A 24,976-nucleotide genomic window follows, 5' to 3' on the forward strand; every position below is an offset into this window, starting at 1 on the left:
AAATGTGCGAGACATCTTAATTACCGAAAGAAGGGAATTGTTGGGTGTCTGACGGAATATAGAAACCAGTCATATTTTGCCCATCAATTTTTTTGAAATCTGTGTCTGAAATGAAAGAAGTAGCTTGAAAACTGCCGCGACCATCTTTCATGTCAAACGTGATAGGGACGGTATTATAATATATCTGCTTTTTTTCATCGTAAAACAATTCTTCTGTTTTGATGATGGAGCCGTTTGCCATGGTAATCACTACATTTTTACGAAACTCCGTTAATCCTTCCTCTATTTTTTGTACGGCATATTCCGATCGTATGCGTTGTGATTCTTGGCTTTCTTCATCAAAGAAACGAATCAATACACCCTTTTGAAACTCATACATAGCGATGCTATCTGGATATTCCCGCAGTTCGGGAGCTGTCAGTTCAGCTTTTACTTTCGCAGAATCACTATAGATTACCGTAACGTCTTTAGAAATGTTTACGTTCTCCTCTTGCTGTATATTCGCAATCTTCTCCACATCGCGTAGGTCGTTCTCACAAGCCATAAATAAAATCGTCCCTAACAACACATATAGGGGTAAGGACAGTTTTTTATAACTATGATGGATATGGAAACGCATCGTTAATCTAAACTTCGGCGAATGAACCAAGAGTCGTTAATCGTGAAACCAAAATTGATATTAATGTACCGTTCCCGTACCAGATTGTTGTTGAGCGAACCTTGTTGCCCAAGTTCAGCGGAGATATTGATTTGAGAGAAAGTACGTCCGAAATTTGTCTCCGGTAGAGGTAATCCTATTCCTACACTAATAGCCATGTCGTTAATCCTTTGATTTCGGTACACAACCGGCGTTTGGTTATAACGGAATCCCAAGCGGTAATCCACCTGGTTCCAATAACGTACCGAAGTAGGATCGGGTTTGATTTGGCCGCCGATGGCAAAACCGTAGCTTTTTTCCAATTTATTCTGACCCTCTTGTACTTCAAACTTTGACCAATCCGCATAATTAAAGTCAGCTCCTACCAACCAGTTATATCCTTTTGATAAGGTAAAACCAACGTTGTGTTTTAAAGGAAGCTGGATTTTTCTGGTAGCGAAAGTTCCGGTGCTAATCGTATCTAGTGGCGGTGCAATATAATCTTCGTCAAAATTGTTTTCTGAAATCGTGATGAATCTGCTTGGTTTCGCGTTGATCTTATTATTTAAAGTTCCGGTGTAACCCAATGTTAGATTATATTTCCTGCTGATAGACTTGCTGTATTGAAGACCGTAATCCACCGTTAACCCACGTATGTTGCGTGTCTCCTTTAGTTCCGCCGGATAGGCAGAGAGATCACTTAAAAACTTGACTTGGGTAATGTCGTAAAGATTTCCAAAGAGAAAACCGGCATTTGCACCTATGCTTAACCCTTTAACGGGTGATACACCGTAGCCTATATAGGCCTTGTTTATCCCGCCCTCTCCAAATATCTGCTTTTCGTAAACTAAATCGTCGATAGATTCCACATTTTTTGATGAATATCCGACATCCGAAAAGGGAAGTAATCCAAAGGAAAATCCACCGTATTTTTGTAGCGGTATCCCAATAGCAATGTGTCCGAAAGCAAAATCGGCGGTATGATCACTCAAATTATCTCTTGATAACTGCGTGAAATTACCATACATACCCGCTTCTAGCACCGTACGATTTAGTCCTGAATAGGATGCGGGGTTGGCAATGTTCAACGTAGGAAGCCCCGTGAGGTACCGCACACCAGTGGAGATACCGCCCATAGCACGTGTTTGTGGTAATAAGTCGTTTCGCATTTGTCCCAAGCCAAATTGTGAATAAGGAGAGTGGGAGGTGGATCTTTGTGCGTATCCTTGTTGGATGCCAAATAAACTTAATCCAAACAATAATTGCAGCGCTATTTTGGTAAACCTTCCTGTTGAATGTATGTACATGGTCAAAATTTGCTACAAAACTATCTAATTTTTAACTATTCCGTTAGTTCTATTTGTTAAAAAAGGTTAATCGATTGATGCATAGGTGTTTGTTAAACAAACTGGAAATAGATAATGGCGGCTACAATAGTAAGATACAGTGTCTCGTATACCCATTTTGACTTTGAATTGGTGAAATAGAACGCAAGGTAAATGGCAATCGGCGGTGCGCAGAGTAAAAAATGGTTAATAGTAATATGACTGTTGAGATAAAAGGATCCCAAAGTTAATAATACCATGAAAAACAGCAGCTGAAAAGATTTACGTAAATGGACGACGCTCCTAAAGAAATGCTCCTTCAATACCACCAGAAAAAATAATAAAGTGATTGCCACTGGAATGATAACGAGATAGTCGTACATATTAAGGGATAACTCGGATGGGAAAGCGTAACCAAGTGGTTTAAAAATAGCGAAGAATTCTTCCAACCGTCCTGTCCAATAATAAATGACACCTAATAGGAAATATATGGTTGAAAAGCCTAATAACGGCGTTGCCCATTCTCTCCAGTTAAAAGGGCGAAAGATCAACAGACTTATCCACAAGAGCATCATCATCACCATAAACGGAAAATAAATCAGGCTTCCAATGGCAACAATCATCCCTAAATCAAACATTAAGCCTTTTATATCATGTTGTTTATAGATGTTAAACAGTTTGCCAAGCATCCATATGGCAATAAAATTACAGATCACCGGAGGGGAAAGAACCAAAAATGGCGTGAACAAACTAACCAGCGTCATATACATTAATGCCGTGGTAAAATTGGGCTTGCCAAGGAGGTTAAAATCGTTCACTATCCGGTTTAAGAAAAATGCTTGTAGCAGCGTAAGGATCAACGTAATCATTACGTTCTCTCCGGAAGAAAGACCAGAGCCTATGCGTATTCCTATAAGGTTATTAATCGCAGGCTCAAACAAGATGGGGGTAATGCGATCCGGAAGACCAAGGAAGATACCTAAACATAGAACCAAACCGATAGCCGATACCAAAACAATATTGACTGGCGTAAATTTTCGATGTTGGTTAATGATCATGCCTGATTACTTCTCTAATTTTTTGATACGCCTATCCAGCATAAATAAGAATACGCCCAAAACGATAAAGATGGTTAATAACACAAGTACCACGACGTATATCTTTCCGGAGCTACGAAGGTCTGCGGCCATTTCAATTTGATTTTGGGCAAAGGTATAATTACTTGTTATAAAAAGCAGTAAAATTGCAATTATCTTTTTCATGATGATGATCTGTGAGGTTAATCGATGAGGTTTCTTTTGTTTTCCAGAAGGCGCACACGATAACGCAAAGTGCATATCCAAACGCCTATGAGTATCCACCCGATGATCGCCATATAAAATACAGGTCGCATTTGATTATTCATATCGAGGTCACCGAATGTTCCGTTGCCGCCACTTCCGGGGTGCAACGAATCTGTCATTTTGGGCATAATGTACATGAGTACGATCATGATGGGAAATGCAAAAATATTATAAATAGCAGATATTTTGGCCCTTTTCTGTTCTTCTTCCAATGCGTTTCGCAGAACGAGATAAGCCAGATACATCAGCGTGGCAATCGCCGAACCATTTGTTTTGGCATCGTTAGGCCAAGCCATTCCCCAAGTGATATTAGCCCATTGCATGCCCGTGAGCAAGCCGATAATACAGAAAACAATGCCAGTGTTGACCGCCTCAACGGCAATTAAATCGTCGTTAACACGACCACTATTCAGATAGCGTATGCTGTAAACAACGGAAATAAAATAGAGAGCGAACATGGCAGACCACATGGGTACATGGAAATACACATTGCGGATAGTTTCATGTAAGAGGAATAAAGCGGGAACTGGACCGAGGAGACCTACCACAATACTCGCGGCTACCATCACCAGTCCTAAAATTTTCCACCAAGATTTTTTCATGATTCGAAAAAATTATCAAAATATGATCCGCCAGCTGGTGGATCGGTTAAAAGAATTAATCACGCCAAAGATAAGGAAATAACAATAAAGAAATGGTAATCGTAATTACATTAATTGCCAACAAGACGAGTATTTCATTGGTGCTTTCACCTCTTGGAATCCCGGTTAACGCATTTTGAGATAGCGTGATTAAGACAATGAGTAGAGGAATGATAACCGGGAAGCTCAAGACAGCCATAAGGGTGCTATTGTTGCCCGCTTTGGCGCTGATGCCAGATACCATCGTGAATACCGAAGCAAAGCTAATGCTTCCTAAAAAAACGGCTGTAGTATATAAAAAGGGATCGCCCACAGGATTGCTGAACGTTACACTATAGGCGATGTAAGCAATTACTGACAAGAGAATCATCACGAGTGTGTTATAGATTATCTTGGATAAGATGATAGCTTGCGGGCTTACTAACGTATAATAATAAAGCTGTCGGCTTTGGTTCTCTTGAACGAAGCTCCGGCTGATCGCATTCACACTGGCAAAAAGCATGATAATCCAGAACAAAGCATTCCAAACAAGTGTATCTACAGATTTGAATGCCTGATAGCAAACAAATACTGTAGATACAACATACAATAAGATACCGTTTATTGCGTATTTTGAACGCCATTCAAGAACGATATCTTTATAAACTAAAGTCTTTACCTGTTGGAGTGTATTCATGCGCGAAGCAAAGATACAAATACTTGCGTTCGAAACCGCGCCAACCCCAAATTAAGAATTAAGCTTTGTCCAATTCTGATTTTGCTTTTGCAACTACCTTTTCCGCTTTGTTCTCTGCACTGTGCACAGCTTGGGAAGCTTTGTCAGCTAGTTGATGAGCTTTATCAGCAGCTGCGTCTACCGCACGTACGCCAGCCTCTTTTGCTTTTGCTTTTAAGTTTTCCAGTTCCGCTTTGGTTGACTTCGCTAATTTCGCCGCCCGCTTAGCTTCTTTTTTAGAAATATCTTTGATAGATTTTGTAAGGTCTTGTACACCTTTGTTCGCGCGCTCTAATTGTCGTTTTCCATCGTCTGTACCTAATAAGTAATAAGCAGCCGCTCCAGCAGCCAAACCAAGAAGCGCAAATGCAATTAATCCATTTTTATTTTCCATAATATTTCATTTTTGTCTTTTCTAAATATTTAATAGCCCTTTTCCTAAAATTAACAAAAAAAGCCGACAAATGTTTTGATAAAGATGGTTTTTTCTTTTTTAATAAAAAGCGAATTGTTTAATCCCGTTCCTTGACGTGCTGTACCGATTGTAGGGAGTAGAGATGGTGATAAAGACCACTACCTTTTGTCATCAGCTCCACATGGTTTCCTATATCAGACACTTCGCCGTTTTCAATAACCACAATTTGGTCAGCATCTTTAATCGTACTTAACCTATGTGCGATAATGACAGAAGTACGGTTGCGCATAAGCTCTTCCAAAGCTAGTTGTACCAGTCGTTCGGATTCTGAGTCTAAAGAAGAAGTTGCTTCATCCAGGATGAGAATTGCGGGGTCTTTCAACAACGCACGGGCAATCGCAATCCGCTGACGCTGCCCCCCCGATAATTTTACACCGCGTTCACCGACAAGAGTGTCGTAGCCTTGTGGAAAAGCCATAATAAACGCATGTGCATTTGCACGCTTTGCCGCTTCTATAATGTCTTCCGCGTTTGCATCCAATCGGCCATAGCCAATGTTTTCACGGATAGTGCCGCCGAATAACAATACATCCTGCGGAACGATGGCCACTTGATTACGAATGTCTGTTAGGGAATATGCTGTACTGTCCTTGCCATCGTAGGCAATGGTTCCCGATGTAGGGGCATAAAATTGTAAAATAAGCGAGGCAATAGTTGATTTTCCTGTACCACTTGGCCCAACCAACGCTAATTTTTTCCCCGCATCCACATGGAACGAAATATCTTTGAGGATAGGGATATCCGGACGGGAAGGATAAGTGAATCCTATATGGTTAAAGGTAAGTGCACCTTGCATGGGCGTCTCGATATCATTGTTGCTTGCTGATATTTCTATCGGCTCCGGTTTTTCGTCCAGAATATCGAGCACGCGTTCACTGGCACCGATGGAACGTTGTATATTGGCGTATAGCTCCGGAAAACTTCCCATCGATCCGGCGACAAACATGGAGTAAAGAATGTATGTTGTGAGATCACCTACAGAAATATCTCCCTGTGAAACGAGAGAGGCACCGTACCAGATAACCACGACAATAGCGCCAAGAATACAGGAGATGATAAAGGAGGCAAAGATTCCACGGTAGGTTGCTCCTTTAACAGCCAGTTTCACAACGGCATCCAGTTTGTGGGCATACCGGTTGGTCTCGTAATATTCATTTACAAAGGCCTTTACATTGCTGATGCCTAACAATGTCTCCTGTACAATGGTGTTGGAGTCAGCCAGCTGATCTTGTGCCTGACGAGATAAATTGCGTATAAAGCGACCAAAGATAATGGCGATGACAATAATAACCGGTAGAATGGAAAGGTTCATCAGCGCCATTTTGGGAGAAACGAATACCAGAAGACATACCCCAAAAGCCAGAATGATCGCCTGTCGCAGTATTTCTGCCAATGTCGTTGTTAGCGTATCTTGAATCTGGGCCAAATCGGTAGAGAGACGGCTGTTTAATTCTCCTACGCGCCTATTGGCAAAGAATTCAATCGGTAAGGTAATGAGCTTATGATAACTGTCTTTACGGATACTGGCTAACGCTTTTTCTGCTATTTCGACAAAAAGCCGTATTCTGCCGAAAGATACGATTGATAGAAACAAGAGCAATACCATCGAAATCGCGCCAATACTAAATACACTGGCGGGCAACCAAGGATAGGTCTGTCGACCTTGGGCTGCGTCAACCATAGCACCGAGCAGGGCCGGGAGAGCCAGCATGGTCAAACTAGACAGGATAAGAAAAAACATACCCAATATAAATTTACCCCTGTAAGGTTTTAAATAGGTGAAAATTTTTAATGCTTTCTTAATTAACTCCTTACTAAGCTTGGTTTTAGGTAAGTCTTCCGACTGTGTATTACCACTATTCAAACGCGATCTGGCCATTCTTTAACTAGAATTATTAGAACGCAAAAATACAGTATTATTTATGTGGCCTTATCACTCTTGCGTCAAATTTTGGTGCTTGTTCCGTTTAAAACCCAAGTACAAAGCAAAGCTTAACGCCAAAATGACAATGATAAGGAAAAGAATAGTGGTGTGACGGTTTCGTTGTTTAGTCTCCAGATCATGGATTTGGGTGCGCAATTTCTCGTTTTCCGTTTGGAGCTTCGTAATGGTGTGCATGTATCCTGAGACCTGCTTGTTATATTCCGTGGCCAGATTTTCGTTTCTGTCATTTTCGCCCCCCTTGATATCGAGCAGCTTCTTTGTTTCTAAAAAGATGTTGTTGTCCGTCAGAACAATTTCCCGGAGGATATCGATCGACTTCTGCATGTCTTTTTTTCTTTTAAAAATGCCAAATACCCCGGTCTTTTGTTGTAGACTATGGTCAAATTCTCCGAAACGCTTACTGCGTTCTTGCAGTAAATTGTTTACACGTTCCCGCTGCTGCGCGAAGTTGAGCGAATCGATGTCCATATCCGTTTGAGACCTGCTCATAGGAAACATGCCGACCAAAAAGATAAGAAGTAGGGAAAATTGTTTCATTTTAACTGTCTAAGAATTCCACCATCACAACCTCATCCTGTTGTAGTCCTAATAACCGGCTGGCATGCCCCTTGTTAATGGCTATTTCCAGAAAATTGCTAATTCCGAACAAACAGAGCTTTTCTCCCTCTGGTACCTCATTATAGTGCCAGCTCAGCTTATTTATAGTTTCATTTCTTTTAAAATGCAGCTTGAAGCTTCGGCCTTTTTGCACTTCATTGAAAAGTTCTTTACTGATATTGCTGATGACGTTTCCGAAAGCATCAATATACGAAACATGACCTTTTATACTGTTCGGGCCAACCAATGGTTGCACCAATACTTTTTTAAGCGGTTTATCGATAGGTTGTCCGATTTCGGACAACAGTCCCCCTTTAGCAATATGACAGGCCGCCTTAGATAATATATCTGCGAGTGGAAAGTGTAGGTAACGCAAATCCTGCATAATATCGATTTCGTAAAGCTCTTGTGCTTCGTTTTCTCCAAGAATTATACTGAAAATGCCGTTGTCTGCTCCAACGAAAAAGTGGTCATCAAATTTCATCATGGCATAATGGGAATCCTCTTGAAAAACAGTGTCGATGCCAATAAGATGGACTGTGCCTTTAGGAAAGTAACGAAAAGCATTACGAAGCACAACGGCGGCACGCTGTATATCAAACGAGGGGATTTCATGCGTAATATCCACCAAACGGACATCAGGCAGTTGCGATATGATGCTGCCTTTCAATGCTGCCTGATAAAAATCACGGTGCCCTAAATCTGTTGTAAGCGTTATTACTCCCATACACTATGTATCTCTGTAAAGATACTAAAAACGTTAAAATGCGGTGATGCCCTCTTTGCAAAAGAACTACAAAAGTAATAAAAGAAAGTGCAATATGAATCGTTGCAAAGCTAAATTTCCATTTTTTGTCATGGGTGTACAAATAGATGATTATAGTTTGTATTTTTGAGTTATTAAATGAGTTATACCGAGCGTTTTATAAGAAATATGCCTGCGAAATATAGTGGATTGCTGTAAAAACATCTATCTTTATAAAAATTAAAACAAACAATTTGAACGAAGTACTTATACCATTAGATGACGTTAACTTGGTAACGTTATGGGGTGCTCGGAATGAGCATTTTGAGTTGATAAAAAAGGGCTTTCCGAAGCTTCGGCTCGTGGCTCGAGGCAATGAGTTGAAGGTGTTGGGTGAAGAATCGGAACAGCAACGGTTTAAACAAGTATTTGAGCGCATATTGCATCATATCGAACAATTTCAAAACTTGGATTCCAACGCATTAGAGGATTTGGTAGGAATAAGTGGTAGGGTCGACAGATCGGTGGAGAAGAAAATAGGAGAACCCGCTGTTTTTAAAGGCGAACCGATTGTATATGGGCCTAACGGCCTGATCGTTCGTGCTCGTACGCCGAACCAACTTAAAATGGTAGACAGTATAACCAAAAACGACATTCTGTTTGCCATTGGACCAGCAGGTACGGGGAAAACCTATACCGCAGTGGCGTTGGCAGTCCGGGCATTAAGGAATAAGGAAATAAAGCGTATTATATTGACTCGACCGGCTGTCGAAGCTGGGGAAAATCTGGGTTTCCTGCCGGGCGACCTCAAAGAGAAAGTAGACCCTTATTTACGCCCCCTTTATGATGCGTTGGACGATATGATCCCATCTGATAAATTGAAGGACTATCTGGAACGCCGGGTAATCGAGGTAGCACCATTAGCTTTTATGCGGGGGCGCACATTGGACAATTGTTTTGTCATTTTGGACGAAGCGCAGAACGCTACGGATATGCAATTAAAAATGTTCCTTACTAGAATGGGCCCAACAGCGAAGTTTATCGTTACGGGTGATCTTACGCAAATCGATTTACCGAAGAAAACGCAGTCTGGATTGGCAACAGCGGTAAAGCTTTTGGAAAATATTCAAGGTATCGATATTATCCATTTAAGTGGATCAGATGTAGTTCGACATAAACTGGTGAGACGTATTTTGGAGGCTTACGGCGATATTTAAGATTTAATACAATGAACGCAATAAAAGAAACAAAATTTAATTTTAATAAGCAGACAGCCTTTTATAAAGGCAAGGTACGTGATGTGTATACTATAGCTGATGAATATCTAGTGATGGTGGCCTCGGATAGAATTTCCGCTTTTGACGTCGTTTTGCCGCGCCCTATTCCTTATAAAGGACAAGTGCTAAACCAGATTGCCGAGAAATTTCTCTCGTCCACGAAAGATATTATTCCAAATTGGGTCATTACAGTGCCCGACCCCAACGTTACCATAGGTTATAAATGCGAACCATTTAAGGTGGAGATGGTAATCAGGGGATATGTGGCGGGACATTTATGGCGTACTTACCGCGACGGTGGTAGAACGCTTTGCGGTGTAAGCTTACCAGAAGGTCTAAAAGAAAACGATAAGCTTCCCGAACCCATTATAACGCCGACGACGAAAGCAGATGTAGGACATGACGAAGATATTTCGCGAGAAGATATTATAGCGAAGGGGATTGTGTGTGAAGAAGACTATATAAAGTTAGAAAACTTTGCGCAAGCGTTGTATCAGCGAGGTGTGGAAATGGCACAAGAACGGGGATTGATATTAGTGGATACCAAATATGAATTTGGTAAAAAAGACGGTGAAATTTATTTAATGGATGAAATCCACACGCCGGATTCGTCTCGCTATTTTTATGCCGATGGCTATGAAGAACGGCAGGCAGATGGTGAAGCGCAACGGCAGTTGTCTAAGGAATTTGTACGTGAGTGGTTGATGGATAACGGTTTTCAAGGAAAGGACGGACAGACGGTGCCTGAAATGACGGATGATATTGTACGCTCCATATCCGAACGCTATATTGAACTTTACGAACATATTACAGGGGAGAAATTTCAATATCCGGCAAATGAAGACGCCGTTTTGCGGGTAGAACAGAATGTAATTGAAGCTTTGAATAAATTGTTATAGATTAGAGGTATGAAATTTACGGTTGACAAGCATGAACGCTATGTGGTTATTGAGCCACTTACAGATTTCCTTGATGGAGAGGCGGCAGCGAAATTGAAAGGTGAGTTTATGTTGCGCCATACAGGCGGCCAACGTAATATTGTATTAAATCTTTGTCATGTATCCGATGCGGATGAAGATGGATTGCGTATGGGATTATTGGCGCGCAGATTATGTAAGACCTCGGGCGGACTTTTTATTCTGACCGGATTAAACGACAAGCTATTAGCATTGCTTAAAATGGCCAATATGGAGGGCTATTTTAAAACTGCACCTGAGGTTTCTGATGCCGAAGACATGATTTTTGGCAATGAGCTGCGATTGGATTTAAGAACGGGCCAGCATGACAAGGTTTGAAGTTTTGATATTGGGAAATAGTTCGGCGACGCCAATGTACGGTCGCCATCCAACATCCCAACTTCTAAACTTTAACGAACAGCTTTTCTTGATAGACTGTGGCGAAGGAACTCAAATGCAATTATTCCGCTACGGAATCAAAGGTAGCCGGATAAGCCATATTTTTATCAGCCATTTGCATGGTGACCATTATTTTGGGCTTATTGGGCTACTTTCTTCACAACATTTGGTCGGACGTCAAAACGAATTACATCTCTATGGCCCTCCCGCATTGAAAGAGATATTGGATTTGCAATTTAAACACTCCGACACGCGGTTACGTTATCCGTTGGTTTTTCACTCCACAAATGAGGACCATTCAGAAGTAATATTCGAGAATGCACACCTCAGCGTGCGTAGTTTTCCTTTGCGCCATCGCATCGCTTGCACCGGCTTCCGGTTTGATGAGAAAAAGCGGTCTGCATCGTTAAAAAAAGAAGAGGTGGAACGATTGAATATCCCGATTCCCTACTTACGGTTTTTGAAAAAGGGTATAGACTATGTAGCAAATGATGGTACCGTTTATCTGGCAAAAAATTTAACGAATCCACCGCCACCTCCACGAAGTTATGGCTATTGTTCTGATACGGTGGTGAACGAGGACTATTTTGAAGAGATTCGAGGAGTGGATTTGTTGTACCACGAAGCAACATTTCTTCACGATCGTATAGAACGTGCCAAAGAAACATTCCACACCACTAGTTTAGAGGCAGCGCAAGTTGCACAAATCGTAGGAGCGAGGAAACTTCTGCTCGGACATTTTTCTGCTCGTTATAAAGATTTGCAACCTCTTTTGGACGAATCTCGAACAATTTTTCCCCATACAGAGCTATCTGAAGAAGGTAAGTGGTTTTTAGTATAGGGTTTTTGTAGATTTTTCCCCATCTTTACACCCTCAATTGGAAACCTGCATGAGCTGCCGCTAAGAAAAAGGATCGGAATAACTTAGCTCATGCAAGCTTTATTGCCATAGAGAACAAATTATTCTAATGAAAAATATGAAGACGTCTTTTAGCCTGAACCTGTTGCTGAGGGATAATATAAGAAAATTAGTGCCTTATTCATCGGCAAGAGATGAATTTAAGGGAGAAGCTGCTATTTTGTTAGATGCTAACGAAAATGCATTTGGCTCACCCTATGCTAAAAATTATAATCGCTATCCAGACCCATTGCAGCATCGGGTAAAGGAAAAATTGCATCGTATTAAAGGCGTACCGGCAGAAAATATCTTTTTAGGCAATGGTAGCGATGAAGCCATTGATATTCTTTTTCGTGCATTTTGTGAACCGGGAAGGGACAATGTTATTCTGGTACCGCCAACCTATGGTATGTACGAAGTTTCTGCCAATATCAATAATGTAGCTTATAAAAAGGTAAACTTAACGGCTGATTATCAATTGGATTTAGATGGTATCGCGGAAGCGATCGACGCATATACAAAGCTAATTTTTATATGCTCACCCAATAATCCCACAGGAAACAGTATCCGTCGGCAAGACATAGAGACGATCTTGGTCAACTTTGATGGAATTGTGGTGGTAGATGAAGCCTATATCAATTTTTCGAAACAACCATCCTTTACCAAAGATTTGGCGGAGTTCCCGAATTTGGTGGTGTTACAAACACTGTCGAAAGCGTGGGGTTTGGCGGCGCTGCGGTTAGGGATGGCTTTTGCCAGTAAAGAGATTATTGCGGTATTCAACAAGATCAAGCCACCTTATAATATCAATCAAGCCACCCAAGACATTGTTTTGGAAGCACTGGAGGGTGTGGAAATAGTAAACGAATGGATTAAGGAGGTGGTCGAAGAACGGGAGAAATTGTCCGCATCTTTACAAACGTTGACACAGGTTGCACATGTGACACCATCAGACGCCAATTTTATATTGGTTAAGTTGGGAGAACCCCGAGCCCTTTACAATTTTTTAGTAAGTAAAGGAATTATTGTGCGCGACCGTTCCAAAGTGGAGCTATGTGAAGGATGTTTGCGCTTGACCATCGGCACGCCTCAAGAAAACATCGTGCTATTAGAAAATATTCGAGCGTTTTATGATGGTGTTTAATGATTTTAGATTTTATGAAAAGAGTATTGTTTATAGACCGTGATGGTACATTGATATTAGAGCCGGAAGACGAACAGATAGATTCGTTTGCCAAGCTTAAATTTTATCCTGGAGCACTGCAGTATTTACCACGTATCGCAAACGAACTGGATTTTGAGTTGATTTTGGTCTCTAATCAAGATGGATTAGGTACAGCCTCTCATCCTGAAGAGAACTTCTGGCCGGTACATCATTTTATTGTCGATACATTTGCTGGCGAAGGTGTTCGTTTTGTAAAAGAACATATTGATCGTACATTTCCGCACGAAAATGCACCGACACGTAAGCCCGGTATTGGTATGCTAAACGAATACTTTGATGTGACGCAATATAATTTAGCGGAATCCTTTGTAATTGGCGATCGTATCAATGATGTAAAACTAGCAGAGAATCTAGGTGCTAAGGCTATTTGGTTGCGTAATAACGACGAATTGGGTAAGGCGGAAAATCTGAACATAGAAAGTGAGTCTATCGCGTTGGAGACAACCAATTGGAAATCTATATATGAGTTTTTGAAGTTGGGGACACGTACAGGTGAGCACCGTCGTAAAACGAATGAAACAGATATCTTTATCCAATTAAATCTTGATGGCTCAGGAAAAGCGGATATAGATACCGGATTGCCGTTTTTTGATCACATGCTCGACCAAATCGCTAGACATGGAGCAATCGATCTTACGGTCAAGGCTAAAGGTGATTTGGATATTGATGAACATCATACGATTGAAGATACGGGTATCGCGCTAGGTGAAATCTTTCTGAAGGTATTGGGAGATAAGCGTGGTATCGAACGTTATGCGTATACGTTGCCGATGGATGACTGTCTGGCACAGGTGGCTATTGATTTTGGCGGAAGGAGCTGGATTGTATGGGATGCGACTTTCAAACGGGAGAAAATCGGAGATATGCCGACGGAGATGTTTTTCCATTTCTTTAAATCATTCTCCGACGCATCGAAATCGAACTTGAATATCAAAGCGGAAGGCGATAACGAGCATCATAAAATCGAGGCTATCTTTAAAGCCTTTGCAAAATCAATAAAAAAAGCTGTACGGCGAGATGCAGAGAATATGCGTTTGCCGAGTACGAAGGGCGTCTTGTAGATTATAAACATGATTGGAATAGTAAACTACGGAGCAGGGAATATTTTTTCATTGACAGCAGCACTGGATCGCGTCGGTATAGATTACGGTATGGTTAATAATGTGGATGATTTTGATCAATATGACCGTATTATTATCCCGGGTGTAGGACATGCCGGAGCTGCTATGCGAAAGCTTGAAGAAACAGGCCTAGTGCAGCATATTGTATCCTTAAAGAAGCCTGTATTGGGAATTTGTGTAGGTATGCAATTGTTGACTTCCTTTTCGGAGGAAGGCAATGCGGAGCTTTTGAATATTGTTCCGTTGAAGACGTTACATTTTGACAAGCGGGTCGGTAAAAAAGTTCCACACATGGGGTGGAATAGCATATCACCTAAAAAGGATTGTCCTCTTTTTGAGAATATTACAGATAATAGTTACTTTTATTTTGTGCACTCCTATTTTATTGAGGCAGATGAGCAATATACGAGTGCATTTTGCACGTACGACGTTGTTTTTTCGGCGGCTCTACAAAAGGAGAACTTTTACGGTGTGCAGTTTCATCCCGAGAAATCCGGAAAAGCTGGAGAACAGATATTGCTTAATTTTTCCCGATTATAGGGGATATTGTTTATAATTGTTAATTATTAATTGACATATTTACAGTTTTTGACATTTAACTTATTACTTTAAATAATATGTATATTATTCCTGCGATTGATGTTTTGGACAAAAAGGTTGTCCGTCTGAGAGAAGGTAATTACGATGACGTCACGACGTATGACATATCATTGGAAGAGCAAATAAAAATGTATCATGCCAATGGTACCGAGCTCGTGCACATTATCGATTTAAATGGTGCAAAGGGTGATTTCAGCAATCAGGGCTATCTGTTTGACATTATCCGCAAAACGGATATGAAAGTGCAATATGGAGGTGGAGTAAGAAGTATTGAGAAAGTAAAGGAATTGGTTGATGCGGGTATCTTCCGTGTCATTGTGGGAACACAGGCGATCACCAACCCTACTTTTTTGGAGGAGTTGGCTAAACTGAACGAAGGACGTGTAAAATATGCGAAACATATCGTTATTGCAATTGACGTGCTGGACGAGGTCATCAAATATTCCGGTTGGTTGGAAAGTTCTCCTATTAAGCTGATTTCATACATCGATAAGTGTCTTTCTTTAGGGTTCTTCCGTTTCCTTTGTACCGATATAAGTAAAGATGGGAAATTAGGAGGTGCCGGCGTTGAACTATATCAGAAACTTCTGGATCATTCGCCAATCATTAAGCTGATTGGTTCTGGTGGAATTAGTTCCATGGATGACATCCGTGCCTTAAATGCATTAAGCCGAATGGAATCCTGTGTAGTGGGTAAAGCCATCTACGAGAACAAGATTTCCATTGATGAGATTAAAGATTGGAATCTGAAGACACTCATCAGTATTTAATATGTTGGCGAAGCGTATCATCCCTTGTTTGGATGTAAAGGACGGCCGTACTGTGAAAGGTGTTAATTTTGTCGACCTTCGGGATGCGGGCGACCCTGTCGAGCTCGCTTGGCAATATTCGGAACAAGGCGCGGACGAGTTGGTATTTTTAGACATTACGGCCACACATGAAAAGCGGAAAACGACAATAGAGTTGGTCAAAGCAGTGGCACGTCAGGTCAATATTCCTTTTACCATAGGTGGAGGAATCAATGAATTGAAAGATGCGGAAGTGTTGCTTAATGCAGGTGCGGATAAGATTTCGATTAATTCGGCTGCGGTACGTAATCCGTTGCTGATTGATGACCTTGCACGTTCGTTTGGCCGTCAGTTTGTTGTGGTGGCGGTGGATACGCGTGTCGTTGAAGGAAAGAACTTTGTTTACCTACGTGGTGGACGAGATAAAACGGAGATACAAACGGAAGACTGGATCAGGGAGGCTGAGCAACGCGGAGCAGGAGAGATTTTGTTAACATCAATGGATCATGATGGAACAAAGAATGGCTTCGACAATACGTTTTTAAAGAAGATTAACAATATCATCAATATTCCATTGATCGCATCGGGTGGAGCAGGTCAACAACAGCATTTTGTGGATGTGTTTCAGCAAGCGAATGTGGATGCTGCATTGGCAGCTTCAGTATTTCACTACGGAGAAATATTGATTCCGGAGCTAAAAGAAACGTTGCGCACGAATGGAATTGTGGTGAGGTAAGTACTTAATAATAAAATAATGTTAGATTTCGCAAAAGGAGACGGATTAATTCCCGTTGTTATACAGGATAATCAAACACTGGAGGTGCTGATGTTAGGGTATATGAACGAGGAAGCGTGGACGAAAACCCAACAAGAGGGACGTGTTACCTTTTACTCGCGAAGCAAAAACCGATTGTGGACAAAAGGAGAGGAGAGCGGTAATTTTCTAGAAGTAGTCTCATCCCATATAGATTGTGATCAGGACACCTTATTGATTAAAGTTAAACCAGCAGGTCCTACTTGTCATACAGGTGCGCGCAGTTGTTTCCAAACAGCATATAACCAAAATTTCCTGCTGCAATTGGAACGTATTATACAGCAACGTTACGATATGCCTGCCGAAGAATCGTATGTCAATAAACTGCGGGGGCGCGGGTTGAATAAAATTGCACAAAAGGTAGGAGAAGAGGCTGTGGAGACCGTTATCGCTGCGTTAGCAGAGACAGAGCATGATTTCATTAATGAATCTTCGGATTTGTTTTTTCATCTTTTGGTGCTGCTTCGGGAAAAAGGACTGGATTTACAGACGATTGCCAAGAATCTGGAAAGCAGGCATCAGTAAGAAGGGACGAGTATGCAGACAATCGATATTGCTTTATCTCACACGCTAGCAGGTCATCAAAATCCTATTTTCACCGTATCCCGAGGGGTGGACGCGAAGACTATTTTTACCGGGGGAAACGACAAGGGCGTGGTGGAATGGGATTTGGAAAATGATAAATTCAAGCGTATTTTGTGTGCTGTACCGGCATCGGTGTATGCCTTGCAGCTTCTGGAGGGAGAAGGCGTTTTGGTCATCGGTTTGCGCAATGGCGAAGTGTGGTTTGTAGATATAGAAAAGCAATCGCTTATCAGTAAAACACAAACGGAAAAGGGAGCGGTCTTCGCGATTAAGGTACTCCCCGGCAAGAGGGAAATCATCGCTACAGGAGAAGAAGGTGTGGCTTACGTATGGTCACTGGATACCTATGCCTTGTTGTACAGATTTAAAATAACGGATACCACTGTACGTGTCATCGAACCCTCGGTCAAAGCGAAGCAAGTAGCCTTTGGTGATAAAAACGGTTTTGTACATTTATACGATACGACAGATTTTCGGGAGATAACCAAGCAACAGATACATAGCCTACCTGTAACGGCATTGGCTACGGCGGATACCAGCTTGTTTTCGGGCGGGCGGGACGCGAAGCTTGTTCGGTTGGCAAAAAATGATTTGTCAGTTCTCGAATCCATAACCCCACACATGTTTACCGTGTATGGTATTCTCCCACATCCCACGTGGCCTATTATCGCGACCATTAGTCGGGATAAATCCATCAAAATATGGGATGTACTATCTTTGTCTTTGCTCAAAAACATAAGTATAGAACGTGGCTATGATGCCCACCATTTGTCTATCAATACTGCCACTTGGGTAGGCAACCAGTTGGTTACGGCTGGCGACGACAAATTGGTGAAAGTTTGGGATGTCTTCTTACAAGAGGAGAAGTAAAGTTCTTACAAACGCTTTAACGCAGCTTTGATCAGTTGTTCCACGGTTTGTTCCGGTTCACTTGCTACTAAACTATTTAATACTTTCTCAGCCTGTGGTTTGCCAAAACCCAGCATGACCAATGCGCCAAGTGCCTCTTCCGGTACGGATTGTTTGGCAATAGGCAGTGGAATAAGCGTATCCGGACCTTGCTTTTTTAGTTTATCTTGCAATTCTAAAATAACACGTTGGGCAGATTTCGGCCCAATCCCCTTAATTTTTTGGATAACCTGTACCTGTCCATTGATGATGGCACTTTGGATTTCCTCTGGTGTAATAGAAGAAAGCATCATGCGGCCCGTATTCGGTCCGATGCCCGATACCGAAATCAAATGGTTGAACAATTGCCGTTCGCCCTCTGTTGCAAAACCGTAAAGCGTTTGTGAATCTTCCCGCACTTGAAAAGATATGTATAGCTTACATTGTTCCTGGTCTTTGATCTGGCTATAAGTGGTCAACGAAATATGGATATGATAACCAATCCCACCCACGTCCAAGACAACATGGGTGGGGGCTTTGAATGCTAGTTTTCCGTTAAAATAATCGTACATGCCTACTTATTTTTCTCATGTTCCTGCACATCTACGACAGCAATGGTGACCATGTTCACAATTTCACGGACGGAGCTATCCAGCTGCAATACGTGGACCGGCTTGTTCATACCTAATAGAATAGGCCCTAAAGCCTCAGCATCACCCGCTTCCTGCAAAAGTTTGTAAGCAATATTGCCCGATTCCAGGTTCGGGAAGACCAGGGTATTAGCCGGTTCACCATTTAATGTACTGAACGGAAAGTTATCTTTCAAAAGCGTGTTATTTAAAGCAAAATTTGCTTGTATGTCTCCGTCAGCAATGATGTGTGGCGCTTTTTCACGAAGTCTTTTTGACGCTTCGCGCACTTTTACCGCTGTATGACCATCGTTTGAACCAAAGTTGGAGTAAGACAATAAGGCGATGCGCGGTGTAACATTAAAGCGTCGGATGGCTTCATCCAATAGGATCGCGATATCCGCTAGCTCATCTGGAGTAGGGTCGGCGTTAACGGTCGTATCTCCAAAGAAAAGAGGACCTTTCGAAGTCAGCATGATGTACATACCTGCCACACGACTATTAGGTTTTGCACCAATAACCTGCAACGCTGGCCGTATAGTAGTAGCATAGTTGCGGGTTAAGCCGGAAATCAAGGTATCCGCTTCACCAAACTGTACCATGCTCGCCGCAAAATAGTTACGGTTGGTAGCAATCAATTTACTTGCTTCGTGCTCTGTCATACCGCGACGCTGCCTCTTAGTATAAAGATGCTCTACAAATTTGTTGAAACGTTCGGAACCTTTTTCTTCAACGGGATTAATAATTTCTACGTCCTCCAAATCGAAGCTATATTCTTGAATTAAGCCCTGTATTTTTTCTTTATCGCCCAAAAGGATAGGGAAAGCAATGCCCTCTTCTTTTACGATCTGTGCTGCCCGAAGTGTTTTGTAATTATCGGCTTCTGCAAAAACGACACGTTTTGGATTTTTCTTGGCTCTACTGGTTAAATTACGGATAATCCGATCATCTTTACCCAAACGCTTGCGCAAGTCCTCTTTATATTGTTCCCAATCCTGGATTTCTATTCTGGCTACGCCAGAGGCTATTGCTGCTTTTGCTACCGCTACAGAGACTTCTGTAATGAGGCGAGGATCTGTTGGCTTGGGAATGATATATTCTGGCCCAAACTTTAAGTTATTGGTGTCGTAGGCTTGATTTACTTCTTCCGGAACAGGTTGCTTTGCCAAGGTGGCAATGGCGCGAACCGCTGCGATTTTCATTTCTTCGTTAATGCTCGTCGCACGAACGTCTAAGGCACCTCTAAAAATATAGGGGAATCCTAATACATTATTTACTTGGTTAGGATAGTCCGAACGACCTGTACCCATAATCACATCGGTACGTGTAGCCACCGCTAAATCGTAAGCGATTTCAGGATTAGGATTTGCCATAGCCAATACGATAGGCCTCGGAGCCATTGAAAGCAGCATTTCTGGGGTCAGTACATCGGCTGCAGATAACCCGATGAAAACGTCCGTATCCTTCACAGCGTCTGCTAGCGTATGGAGATTTTTATCTGTTGCAAACTGTGCTTTTGTGGCATCCAAATTTTCACGATCGGTACGGATAACACCTTTACTATCCAACATCACGATGTTTTCTTTTTTTGCACCAACAGCCATGTACATGGACGTACAAGAAATGGCAGCAGCACCAGCGCCGTTAACCACGATTTTGACCTGACTAATGTCTTTCCCTATCAGTTCACATGCATTGATTAATGCGGCACCCGAAATAATAGCTGTACCGTGCTGATCGTCGTGCATGACCGGGATGTTCATTTCTTCCTTTAGACGGCGCTCGATCTCAAAACATTCCGGGGCCTTTATATCTTCTAAGTTGACGCCTCCAAAGGTTGGTTCTAGCGCTTTGACGATATTGACAAATTGGTCTACGTCTTTCGTGTCCAGCTCAATATCAAAAACGTCAATATCCGCAAATATCTTAAACAATAAACCTTTCCCTTCCATAACGGGCTTGCCCGCTTGTGCACCAATATCTCCTAATCCTAATACAGCCGTACCGTTACTGATAACGGCAACTAAGTTTCCTTTGGAAGTGTATTTATATGCGTCTTCACTGTTTTCAGCAATGGCCAAACAAGGTTCAGCTACGCCGGGGGAATAAGCTAATGATAAATCCCGTTGTGAGTTGTGAGGCTTCGTCGGAACGACCGCTATTTTTCCGGGTCTTCCCTTGGAATGGTAGTCTAAAGCGTCTTTTTTTCTGTTGATACTCATTTGTTTAAATAAAAAGTAAAAAGTAAACTTTAAATTGTATGGCTACAAAGCTAAAACTTCAAAAGAAGATTAGCGAATTTTTAATGTTATTTAAGACTATTCAGGAGATTAAACATTTCTTGCCGCATGACGGACGTACTTCCTGTATAATTATTAACCAGAAGCGAAAATGTAACCGGCGCACCTGCTTTACTCGTATGGAAACCCGTATATCCCAAAACCCCACCGATGGTGCCGCTTTTCATGGTTATGCCATTGATCGTGGGTAAGCTTTTTTTGAATGCAGGATACCAAGGGCGGTGTTGTGCATAATGCATAATCTTGGCCATCGCTAGTGTAGTGACCCTGTTCTGCGGTGAAAGACCAGATCCGTCATGGATGTGCAATTCGCTGGCAGGAATTTTTAGCTTCTGTTCCCAGTATTTGCTAAGTAATGTGGCGGCATCTTCACTGTTGGGCTTATTATGGCTGATGATACCAAAACTTTTGAGCATCGCTTCACCATACAGGTTGATACTCTTTTGATTGAACCAATGTACGATGTCTTTCAAAGCAGGGGATTGATGAGTGTCAAGCTCTTTTTTTTGACTATTTAGCATAATCCCTTGATTTAATAACCGTTTTCCTGTGATGGGCAGACTGTCTACGGTAATGTCTGCATCCGATAATGCAGTTGTCAATTGCTGCGCTAACGCCAAAGCTGGATCTGGTACCGCTATTTCGACAATCTTTTTAAGATCCCTTCCGTAGGTTCCGCGTAAATAGACGATGTCGGAGTAGGGAGCAGCATAGGCATAGACGTTGTCACCAGAGCCATTTGATCCGGTTATAACCTCGTTAATTAATGTAATTCCTGTTAATGGGATAGTTGTGGAGGAAATTTTGGCAGGTTGCCCTATAGCACTTGGGGAGAAAGTGACGCCGGTTTTATTTTCACGCCAATTCAACCCCGATATACCCGCACCATAGTAATTGCCTATATCAACCCAGTTCCACGTGGGTGGAACATCATTGCCATTTAGATAAAGGTCGTCGCCTACCACACGTCCGTCGATATGGCGGATGCCGGCATGATGAACTTTATATACCCACTTGTTTAGTATGGTTTCGGCTTTGGTAGTAGTATAGCGGTCACTGCCTAACGTAGGATCGCCAGAACCAATGACGATGATATCACCATGTAATACACCTAAGCTGTCAATTTCGCCAGTATAAGCCAATTTAGTTTGATAGGTATAATCTGCCCCTAATATATCCAGGGCGGTGATGGAGGTGATAACCTTCATCGTTGAAGCCGTCGGCAATCCGATGGATGCATTACTCGTAAATATAGGCTGTCCGGTTTTGCCGTCTAATACGGTTAAGGAAGCGATGCCATTAGGAAGCTTACCACTTTTTACAAATTGTTGATACGCGTTGTTGATATTGTCTTTTAGTCCTTGTCCATAACTTGGGTGCAAGAAAAGAAAGGTAGCTATGAATAATATCGTATAGAAGGTTTTCCTTAACATATTTTGTTTTTTCTGTTTATGCAAACATAATGAAAATGATTTTTTTTAACTTGCGCGAATACTAGAATTGATTTAATATGACGTATATAGAACGTTTAGATGCAATTAGGCGAGAGATGAAGTCGCAAGAGATTGATGCCTATATCATTCCATCGTCAGACCCACATATCAGTGAGTATTTGCCGGAGCGTTACAAGTGTATTGCTTGGGCTTCCGGTTTTACAGGCTCAGCTGGGACATTAGCCATTACGGCTGATTTTGCAGGCTTGTGGACCGATGCCCGGTATTTTGTGCAGGCGAAAGAACAGCTAGAGGGAACGGGATTCGAACTCGTGAAGTTAAAAACGCAGGGGGCAGCTGAATATGCCACCTGGTTGGCTGAACGGCTTCCCGCGGGCAGTCGCGTTGCATTCGATGGTAATTTGGCATCGGTAGCGGTGGCGCAAATAGTTAAGGATGCGCTTTTGCCACTGGATATTATCGTAGACGGGCATGTGGATATTTTAGAAACTATTTGGAATGACCGCCCCGCGCTACCTACTTCGTCGGCATTTTTATTGGATGAATCCGCTACTGGAGAGACTACAATCAGCAAATTAAACCGTGTCCGCGAAAAGATGGCATCTAAACGCGTTTCTGCCCATATTGTTTCTTCTTTAGATGATCTGGCATGGTTGTTAAATATTAGGGGAAACGATGTGCCGTGTAATCCGGTGGTTTTAGGCTTTCTGTTCTTTGAAGGAAATGAAACCACGTTGTTTATCGAACTTGGTAAATTAACCGACGACGATAAAGCAACCCTGGGACAGGCATCGGTACAAATAAAACCTTATACAAAAGCTTTCCAAGCAGTTTCATCGTTGCAAGCTGATGCAATCTTATTAGATCCTAAACGGACCTGCTTCGCGATGTATGATGCCGTACCAGAAACAACAAAGATAATCGAGGACCTCAATCCATCGACGCTAATGAAGGCGGTAAAGAACGATGTCGAGGCAACACATACCCGAAATGTCATGATCAAGGACGGTGTAGCCATGACGCGTTTTTTCAAATGGATCGAAGAACAGGTACAATACGAAGAGTTGACAGAAATTTCCATTGCAGATAAATTGCAGGAAATACGTGCTGACGGGAAAGATTTTGTTGATATTTCTTTTGACACTATTGCAGGCTATCGGGCGCACGGAGCATTACCGCATTATAAAGCGACCGAGGAAAGTAATGCTACTTTGAAAGCAGAAGGCTTATTGCTGGTCGATTCAGGGGGACAGTATAAAGATGGTACAACTGACATCACACGGGTCGTGTCGCTCGGCAACATTACGGCAGCGGAAAGAGTAGATTATACGCTTGTTTTGAAAGCGATGATTGAAGGCGCTCAGTTGGTGTTCCCGACAGGAACACGAGGTTATCAGATTGATGCGGTTACAAGACGTCCGTTATGGGAAACGTTACGAAATTATGGGCATGGGACAGGGCATGGAGTCGGTTTCTTTCTTAACGTACATGAAGGTCCACACGTATTGAACCCGACGAATGTGGATATTCCGGTAAAAGAGGGGATGATTTCTTCTATTGAACCGGGATTATATCGAGAGGGGGAATATGGTATCCGTATCGAAAACCTGGTGTTGAGCAAAGCTTTCGAAGCTAACCAATTTGGAGATTTTATGCATTTCGAGACGTTGACTATTTGTTATATCGCGACGGATTTGGTGGATAAATCGCTATTGGATAATAAGCATGTGCAGTGGTTGAATAACTATAATGCATGGGTGTTTAATAAGCTTTCGTCTCATTTGGATGTAGAAGAGAGATCGTGGTTGAAGGAAAAAACGAAGGAAATATAATAGATGAAGGGATGGGCAACTCCAAATAGTTGCCCATTATTTTGACCACATTCCCAATCTGGTCTCTCAAATACCCCTTATCAATTATTGCCATAAGCTAAATGTGCCGATTTATATTGCTGAAAAACAATTTTTTGTAAATTTTTGTGAGAATTGAAATGGCGAAGTACTGCGGATTTTGAACTTCGAAATGATCGGTACTTCTCCATTATGAAAATAATAACAGGTTGCTGCGACCCTTCGCTAATGCTATACCTATGGTATACCCATGCTTCGCTACCACCAGTAGCTGTATGCAGGGTATAACCGCCGTGAAAGTAACTTGTCAACGAATAGACTCGGACTCAACATGGAGAGAACATGGACTCATGCCGGACACACCTACTATGAGGGGTAGATGATTATCGGATCATCTGTGAAAGATTGTCGGCCTAACGGAGTGTGTTGTTAGATAAAGTTAACCAACGTATAGAAAAAATATATAAAAAGTTGATTATTTAAATTTTATATGTATTTTTATATAGAAAATCTATATAATTAACTATTTTAATAAATCGAATTATGCTAATAAATAAATACATTATATGCAGATTCATTTCTAGATGTCAAAAAGCTGAGGCGACATCTAATTTTCTTCGAAAAGTTGTTGGATGGTGTGCCGCAATAATTGAAAGGACTTGCAGAGTCAGCGGAAGAAACAGCCTTAGATATGCCACCCATTGCTACTTAATGACGTCTCCTCTAGAAACAGGGGGTGAAATCTAATCAAATCATTACTTAAAAGTCC

Annotated in this window: 25 protein-coding genes; 12 read left to right on the forward strand and 13 right to left on the reverse strand. The window is 41.9% G+C overall.

The features are described 5' to 3' along the window. Nucleotides 1–16: 16 nt before the first annotated feature. From lptC to FXV77_RS02120, 10 genes are all read right to left on the reverse strand, one after another. The gene (lptC, locus tag FXV77_RS02075; protein WP_148917557.1) at nucleotides 17–619 is read right to left on the reverse strand and encodes an LPS export ABC transporter periplasmic protein LptC; all 603 of its coding nucleotides are present in this window, start codon (nucleotides 617–619) and stop codon (nucleotides 17–19) included. Nucleotides 620–621: 2 nt separating this feature from the next. Next, a complete protein-coding gene (locus tag FXV77_RS02080) occupies nucleotides 622–1,944 on the reverse strand; it encodes a porin family protein (RefSeq protein WP_148917558.1) in 1,323 nt (440 codons plus the stop codon). Nucleotides 1,945–2,036: 92 nt separating this feature from the next. Continuing rightward, on the reverse strand, nucleotides 2,037–3,020 hold the full coding sequence (locus FXV77_RS02085) for a DUF6427 family protein (protein WP_148917559.1): 984 nt from the start codon (nucleotides 3,018–3,020) through the stop codon (nucleotides 2,037–2,039). A 6-nt stretch (nucleotides 3,021–3,026) separates the two neighbouring features. Next, nucleotides 3,027–3,224 (reverse strand): CcmD family protein, encoded by a 198-nt coding sequence (locus FXV77_RS02090; protein ID WP_187443976.1) that lies wholly within the window; start codon nucleotides 3,222–3,224, stop codon nucleotides 3,027–3,029. Nucleotides 3,225–3,241: 17 nt separating this feature from the next. Beyond that, entirely contained in the window at nucleotides 3,242–3,907 is a 666-nt protein-coding gene (gene ccsA / locus FXV77_RS02095) for a cytochrome c biogenesis protein (RefSeq protein WP_148917560.1), read from the reverse strand. A gap of 55 nt (nucleotides 3,908–3,962) precedes the next feature. After that, nucleotides 3,963–4,622 carry a heme exporter protein CcmB gene (locus FXV77_RS02100; protein ID WP_148917561.1) on the reverse strand — a complete coding sequence of 220 codons (660 nt, stop codon included), beginning with the start codon at nucleotides 4,620–4,622 and terminating at the stop codon, nucleotides 3,963–3,965. Between the two features lie 58 nt (nucleotides 4,623–4,680). Further along, a complete protein-coding gene (locus tag FXV77_RS02105) occupies nucleotides 4,681–5,055 on the reverse strand; it encodes a hypothetical protein (RefSeq protein ID WP_148917562.1) in 375 nt (124 codons plus the stop codon). Between the two features lie 118 nt (nucleotides 5,056–5,173). After that, nucleotides 5,174–7,015 (reverse strand): ABC transporter ATP-binding protein, encoded by a 1,842-nt coding sequence (locus FXV77_RS02110; RefSeq protein ID WP_148917563.1) that lies wholly within the window; start codon nucleotides 7,013–7,015, stop codon nucleotides 5,174–5,176. A 54-nt stretch (nucleotides 7,016–7,069) separates the two neighbouring features. Continuing rightward, a complete protein-coding gene (locus FXV77_RS02115) occupies nucleotides 7,070–7,570 on the reverse strand; it encodes a hypothetical protein (RefSeq protein ID WP_148917564.1) in 501 nt (166 codons plus the stop codon). Between the two features lie 49 nt (nucleotides 7,571–7,619). Continuing rightward, complete coding sequence (locus FXV77_RS02120) at nucleotides 7,620–8,405, reverse strand: SAM hydrolase/SAM-dependent halogenase family protein (protein ID WP_148917565.1); 786 nt, start codon at nucleotides 8,403–8,405, stop codon at nucleotides 7,620–7,622. Nucleotides 8,406–8,677: 272 nt separating this feature from the next. Here FXV77_RS02120 and FXV77_RS02125 point away from each other — a divergent pair, with 272 nt between their 5' ends. The 11 genes from FXV77_RS02125 (at nucleotide 8,678) to FXV77_RS02175 (ending at nucleotide 17,956) form a co-directional block, all read left to right on the forward strand. Continuing rightward, nucleotides 8,678–9,640, forward strand: coding sequence for a PhoH family protein (locus tag FXV77_RS02125; RefSeq protein ID WP_148917566.1), 963 nt, complete (start codon nucleotides 8,678–8,680; stop codon nucleotides 9,638–9,640). Between the two features lie 11 nt (nucleotides 9,641–9,651). Continuing rightward, nucleotides 9,652–10,599 (forward strand): phosphoribosylaminoimidazolesuccinocarboxamide synthase, encoded by a 948-nt coding sequence (locus FXV77_RS02130; protein ID WP_148917567.1) that lies wholly within the window; start codon nucleotides 9,652–9,654, stop codon nucleotides 10,597–10,599. A gap of 9 nt (nucleotides 10,600–10,608) precedes the next feature. Then, nucleotides 10,609–10,995, forward strand: coding sequence for an STAS domain-containing protein (locus FXV77_RS02135; protein WP_148917568.1), 387 nt, complete (start codon nucleotides 10,609–10,611; stop codon nucleotides 10,993–10,995). After that, a complete protein-coding gene (locus FXV77_RS02140; RefSeq protein ID WP_148917569.1) occupies nucleotides 10,982–11,896 on the forward strand; it encodes a ribonuclease Z in 915 nt (304 codons plus the stop codon). The genes FXV77_RS02135 and FXV77_RS02140 overlap by 14 nt, the downstream gene beginning before the upstream one ends. A gap of 136 nt (nucleotides 11,897–12,032) precedes the next feature. Beyond that, nucleotides 12,033–13,097, forward strand: coding sequence for a histidinol-phosphate transaminase (hisC, locus tag FXV77_RS02145; protein ID WP_148917570.1), 1,065 nt, complete (start codon nucleotides 12,033–12,035; stop codon nucleotides 13,095–13,097). Nucleotides 13,098–13,111: 14 nt separating this feature from the next. Then, the gene (gene hisB, locus FXV77_RS02150; protein ID WP_187443977.1) at nucleotides 13,112–14,239 is read left to right on the forward strand and encodes a bifunctional histidinol-phosphatase/imidazoleglycerol-phosphate dehydratase HisB; all 1,128 of its coding nucleotides are present in this window, start codon (nucleotides 13,112–13,114) and stop codon (nucleotides 14,237–14,239) included. A gap of 9 nt (nucleotides 14,240–14,248) precedes the next feature. Beyond that, nucleotides 14,249–14,839 (forward strand): imidazole glycerol phosphate synthase subunit HisH, encoded by a 591-nt coding sequence (gene hisH / locus FXV77_RS02155; RefSeq protein ID WP_148917571.1) that lies wholly within the window; start codon nucleotides 14,249–14,251, stop codon nucleotides 14,837–14,839. Nucleotides 14,840–14,916: 77 nt separating this feature from the next. Next, nucleotides 14,917–15,669, forward strand: coding sequence for a 1-(5-phosphoribosyl)-5-[(5-phosphoribosylamino)methylideneamino]imidazole-4-carboxamide isomerase (locus FXV77_RS02160; protein WP_148917572.1), 753 nt, complete (start codon nucleotides 14,917–14,919; stop codon nucleotides 15,667–15,669). Between the two features lies 1 nt (nucleotide 15,670). After that, nucleotides 15,671–16,423 carry an imidazole glycerol phosphate synthase subunit HisF gene (gene hisF / locus FXV77_RS02165; RefSeq protein ID WP_148917573.1) on the forward strand — a complete coding sequence of 251 codons (753 nt, stop codon included), beginning with the start codon at nucleotides 15,671–15,673 and terminating at the stop codon, nucleotides 16,421–16,423. Between the two features lie 18 nt (nucleotides 16,424–16,441). Continuing rightward, nucleotides 16,442–17,026 (forward strand): bifunctional phosphoribosyl-AMP cyclohydrolase/phosphoribosyl-ATP diphosphatase HisIE, encoded by a 585-nt coding sequence (gene hisIE / locus FXV77_RS02170; protein ID WP_148917574.1) that lies wholly within the window; start codon nucleotides 16,442–16,444, stop codon nucleotides 17,024–17,026. Between the two features lie 12 nt (nucleotides 17,027–17,038). Then, nucleotides 17,039–17,956 (forward strand): WD40 repeat domain-containing protein, encoded by a 918-nt coding sequence (locus tag FXV77_RS02175; protein WP_148917575.1) that lies wholly within the window; start codon nucleotides 17,039–17,041, stop codon nucleotides 17,954–17,956. Nucleotides 17,957–17,961: 5 nt separating this feature from the next. Here FXV77_RS02175 and ruvA read toward each other — a convergent pair whose 3' ends face one another. The 3 genes from ruvA to dacB form a co-directional block, all read right to left on the reverse strand. Then, entirely contained in the window at nucleotides 17,962–18,546 is a 585-nt protein-coding gene (ruvA, locus tag FXV77_RS02180; protein WP_148917576.1) for a Holliday junction branch migration protein RuvA, read from the reverse strand. A 2-nt stretch (nucleotides 18,547–18,548) separates the two neighbouring features. Then, a complete protein-coding gene (locus FXV77_RS02185; RefSeq protein ID WP_148917577.1) occupies nucleotides 18,549–20,825 on the reverse strand; it encodes an NADP-dependent malic enzyme in 2,277 nt (758 codons plus the stop codon). A gap of 86 nt (nucleotides 20,826–20,911) precedes the next feature. Then, nucleotides 20,912–22,336: a D-alanyl-D-alanine carboxypeptidase/D-alanyl-D-alanine endopeptidase gene (gene dacB, locus FXV77_RS02190; RefSeq protein WP_148917578.1), complete on the reverse strand. Its 1,425-nt coding sequence runs from the start codon at nucleotides 22,334–22,336 to the stop codon at nucleotides 20,912–20,914. Between the two features lie 77 nt (nucleotides 22,337–22,413). On the opposite strand from dacB, the gene FXV77_RS02195 reads away from it, so the two are divergent. Next, nucleotides 22,414–24,189 carry an aminopeptidase P family protein gene (locus FXV77_RS02195; RefSeq protein WP_148917579.1) on the forward strand — a complete coding sequence of 592 codons (1,776 nt, stop codon included), beginning with the start codon at nucleotides 22,414–22,416 and terminating at the stop codon, nucleotides 24,187–24,189. Nucleotides 24,190–24,976 lie beyond the last annotated feature (787 nt).

It is taken from the genome of Sphingobacterium phlebotomi (genome assembly GCF_008180195.1).
Taxonomy (GTDB): Bacteria; Bacteroidota; Bacteroidia; order Sphingobacteriales; family Sphingobacteriaceae; genus Sphingobacterium; species Sphingobacterium phlebotomi.

Bases quoted from the DNA above. Each gene is read 5' to 3' on its own strand.
- ruvA (WP_148917576.1), bottom strand. From the start codon at position 18,546: ATGTACGATTATTTTAACGGAAAACTAGCATTCAAAGCCCCCACCCAT.
- FXV77_RS02185 (WP_148917577.1), bottom strand. From the start codon at position 20,825: ATGAGTATCAACAGAAAAAAAGACGCTTTAGACTACCATTCCAAGGGA.
- FXV77_RS02160 (WP_148917572.1), top strand. From the start codon at position 14,917: ATGTATATTATTCCTGCGATTGATGTTTTGGACAAAAAGGTTGTCCGT.
- dacB (WP_148917578.1), bottom strand. From the start codon at position 22,336: ATGTTAAGGAAAACCTTCTATACGATATTATTCATAGCTACCTTTCTT.
- hisB (WP_187443977.1), top strand. From the start codon at position 13,112: ATGAAAAGAGTATTGTTTATAGACCGTGATGGTACATTGATATTAGAG.
- ccsA (WP_148917560.1), bottom strand. From the start codon at position 3,907: ATGAAAAAATCTTGGTGGAAAATTTTAGGACTGGTGATGGTAGCCGCG.
- FXV77_RS02130 (WP_148917567.1), top strand. From the start codon at position 9,652: ATGAACGCAATAAAAGAAACAAAATTTAATTTTAATAAGCAGACAGCC.
- FXV77_RS02085 (WP_148917559.1), bottom strand. From the start codon at position 3,020: ATGATCATTAACCAACATCGAAAATTTACGCCAGTCAATATTGTTTTG.
- FXV77_RS02110 (WP_148917563.1), bottom strand. From the start codon at position 7,015: ATGGCCAGATCGCGTTTGAATAGTGGTAATACACAGTCGGAAGACTTA.
- FXV77_RS02135 (WP_148917568.1), top strand. From the start codon at position 10,609: ATGAAATTTACGGTTGACAAGCATGAACGCTATGTGGTTATTGAGCCA.
- hisIE (WP_148917574.1), top strand. From the start codon at position 16,442: ATGTTAGATTTCGCAAAAGGAGACGGATTAATTCCCGTTGTTATACAG.
- FXV77_RS02175 (WP_148917575.1), top strand. From the start codon at position 17,039: ATGCAGACAATCGATATTGCTTTATCTCACACGCTAGCAGGTCATCAA.
- lptC (WP_148917557.1), bottom strand. From the start codon at position 619: ATGCGTTTCCATATCCATCATAGTTATAAAAAACTGTCCTTACCCCTA.
- FXV77_RS02100 (WP_148917561.1), bottom strand. From the start codon at position 4,622: ATGAATACACTCCAACAGGTAAAGACTTTAGTTTATAAAGATATCGTT.
- FXV77_RS02115 (WP_148917564.1), bottom strand. From the start codon at position 7,570: ATGAGCAGGTCTCAAACGGATATGGACATCGATTCGCTCAACTTCGCG.
- hisC (WP_148917570.1), top strand. From the start codon at position 12,033: ATGAAGACGTCTTTTAGCCTGAACCTGTTGCTGAGGGATAATATAAGA.
- FXV77_RS02195 (WP_148917579.1), top strand. From the start codon at position 22,414: ATGACGTATATAGAACGTTTAGATGCAATTAGGCGAGAGATGAAGTCG.
- hisH (WP_148917571.1), top strand. From the start codon at position 14,249: ATGATTGGAATAGTAAACTACGGAGCAGGGAATATTTTTTCATTGACA.
- FXV77_RS02120 (WP_148917565.1), bottom strand. From the start codon at position 8,405: ATGGGAGTAATAACGCTTACAACAGATTTAGGGCACCGTGATTTTTAT.
- FXV77_RS02105 (WP_148917562.1), bottom strand. From the start codon at position 5,055: ATGGAAAATAAAAATGGATTAATTGCATTTGCGCTTCTTGGTTTGGCT.
- FXV77_RS02080 (WP_148917558.1), bottom strand. From the start codon at position 1,944: ATGTACATACATTCAACAGGAAGGTTTACCAAAATAGCGCTGCAATTA.
- FXV77_RS02140 (WP_148917569.1), top strand. From the start codon at position 10,982: ATGACAAGGTTTGAAGTTTTGATATTGGGAAATAGTTCGGCGACGCCA.
- hisF (WP_148917573.1), top strand. From the start codon at position 15,671: ATGTTGGCGAAGCGTATCATCCCTTGTTTGGATGTAAAGGACGGCCGT.
- FXV77_RS02090 (WP_187443976.1), bottom strand. From the start codon at position 3,224: ATGAAAAAGATAATTGCAATTTTACTGCTTTTTATAACAAGTAATTAT.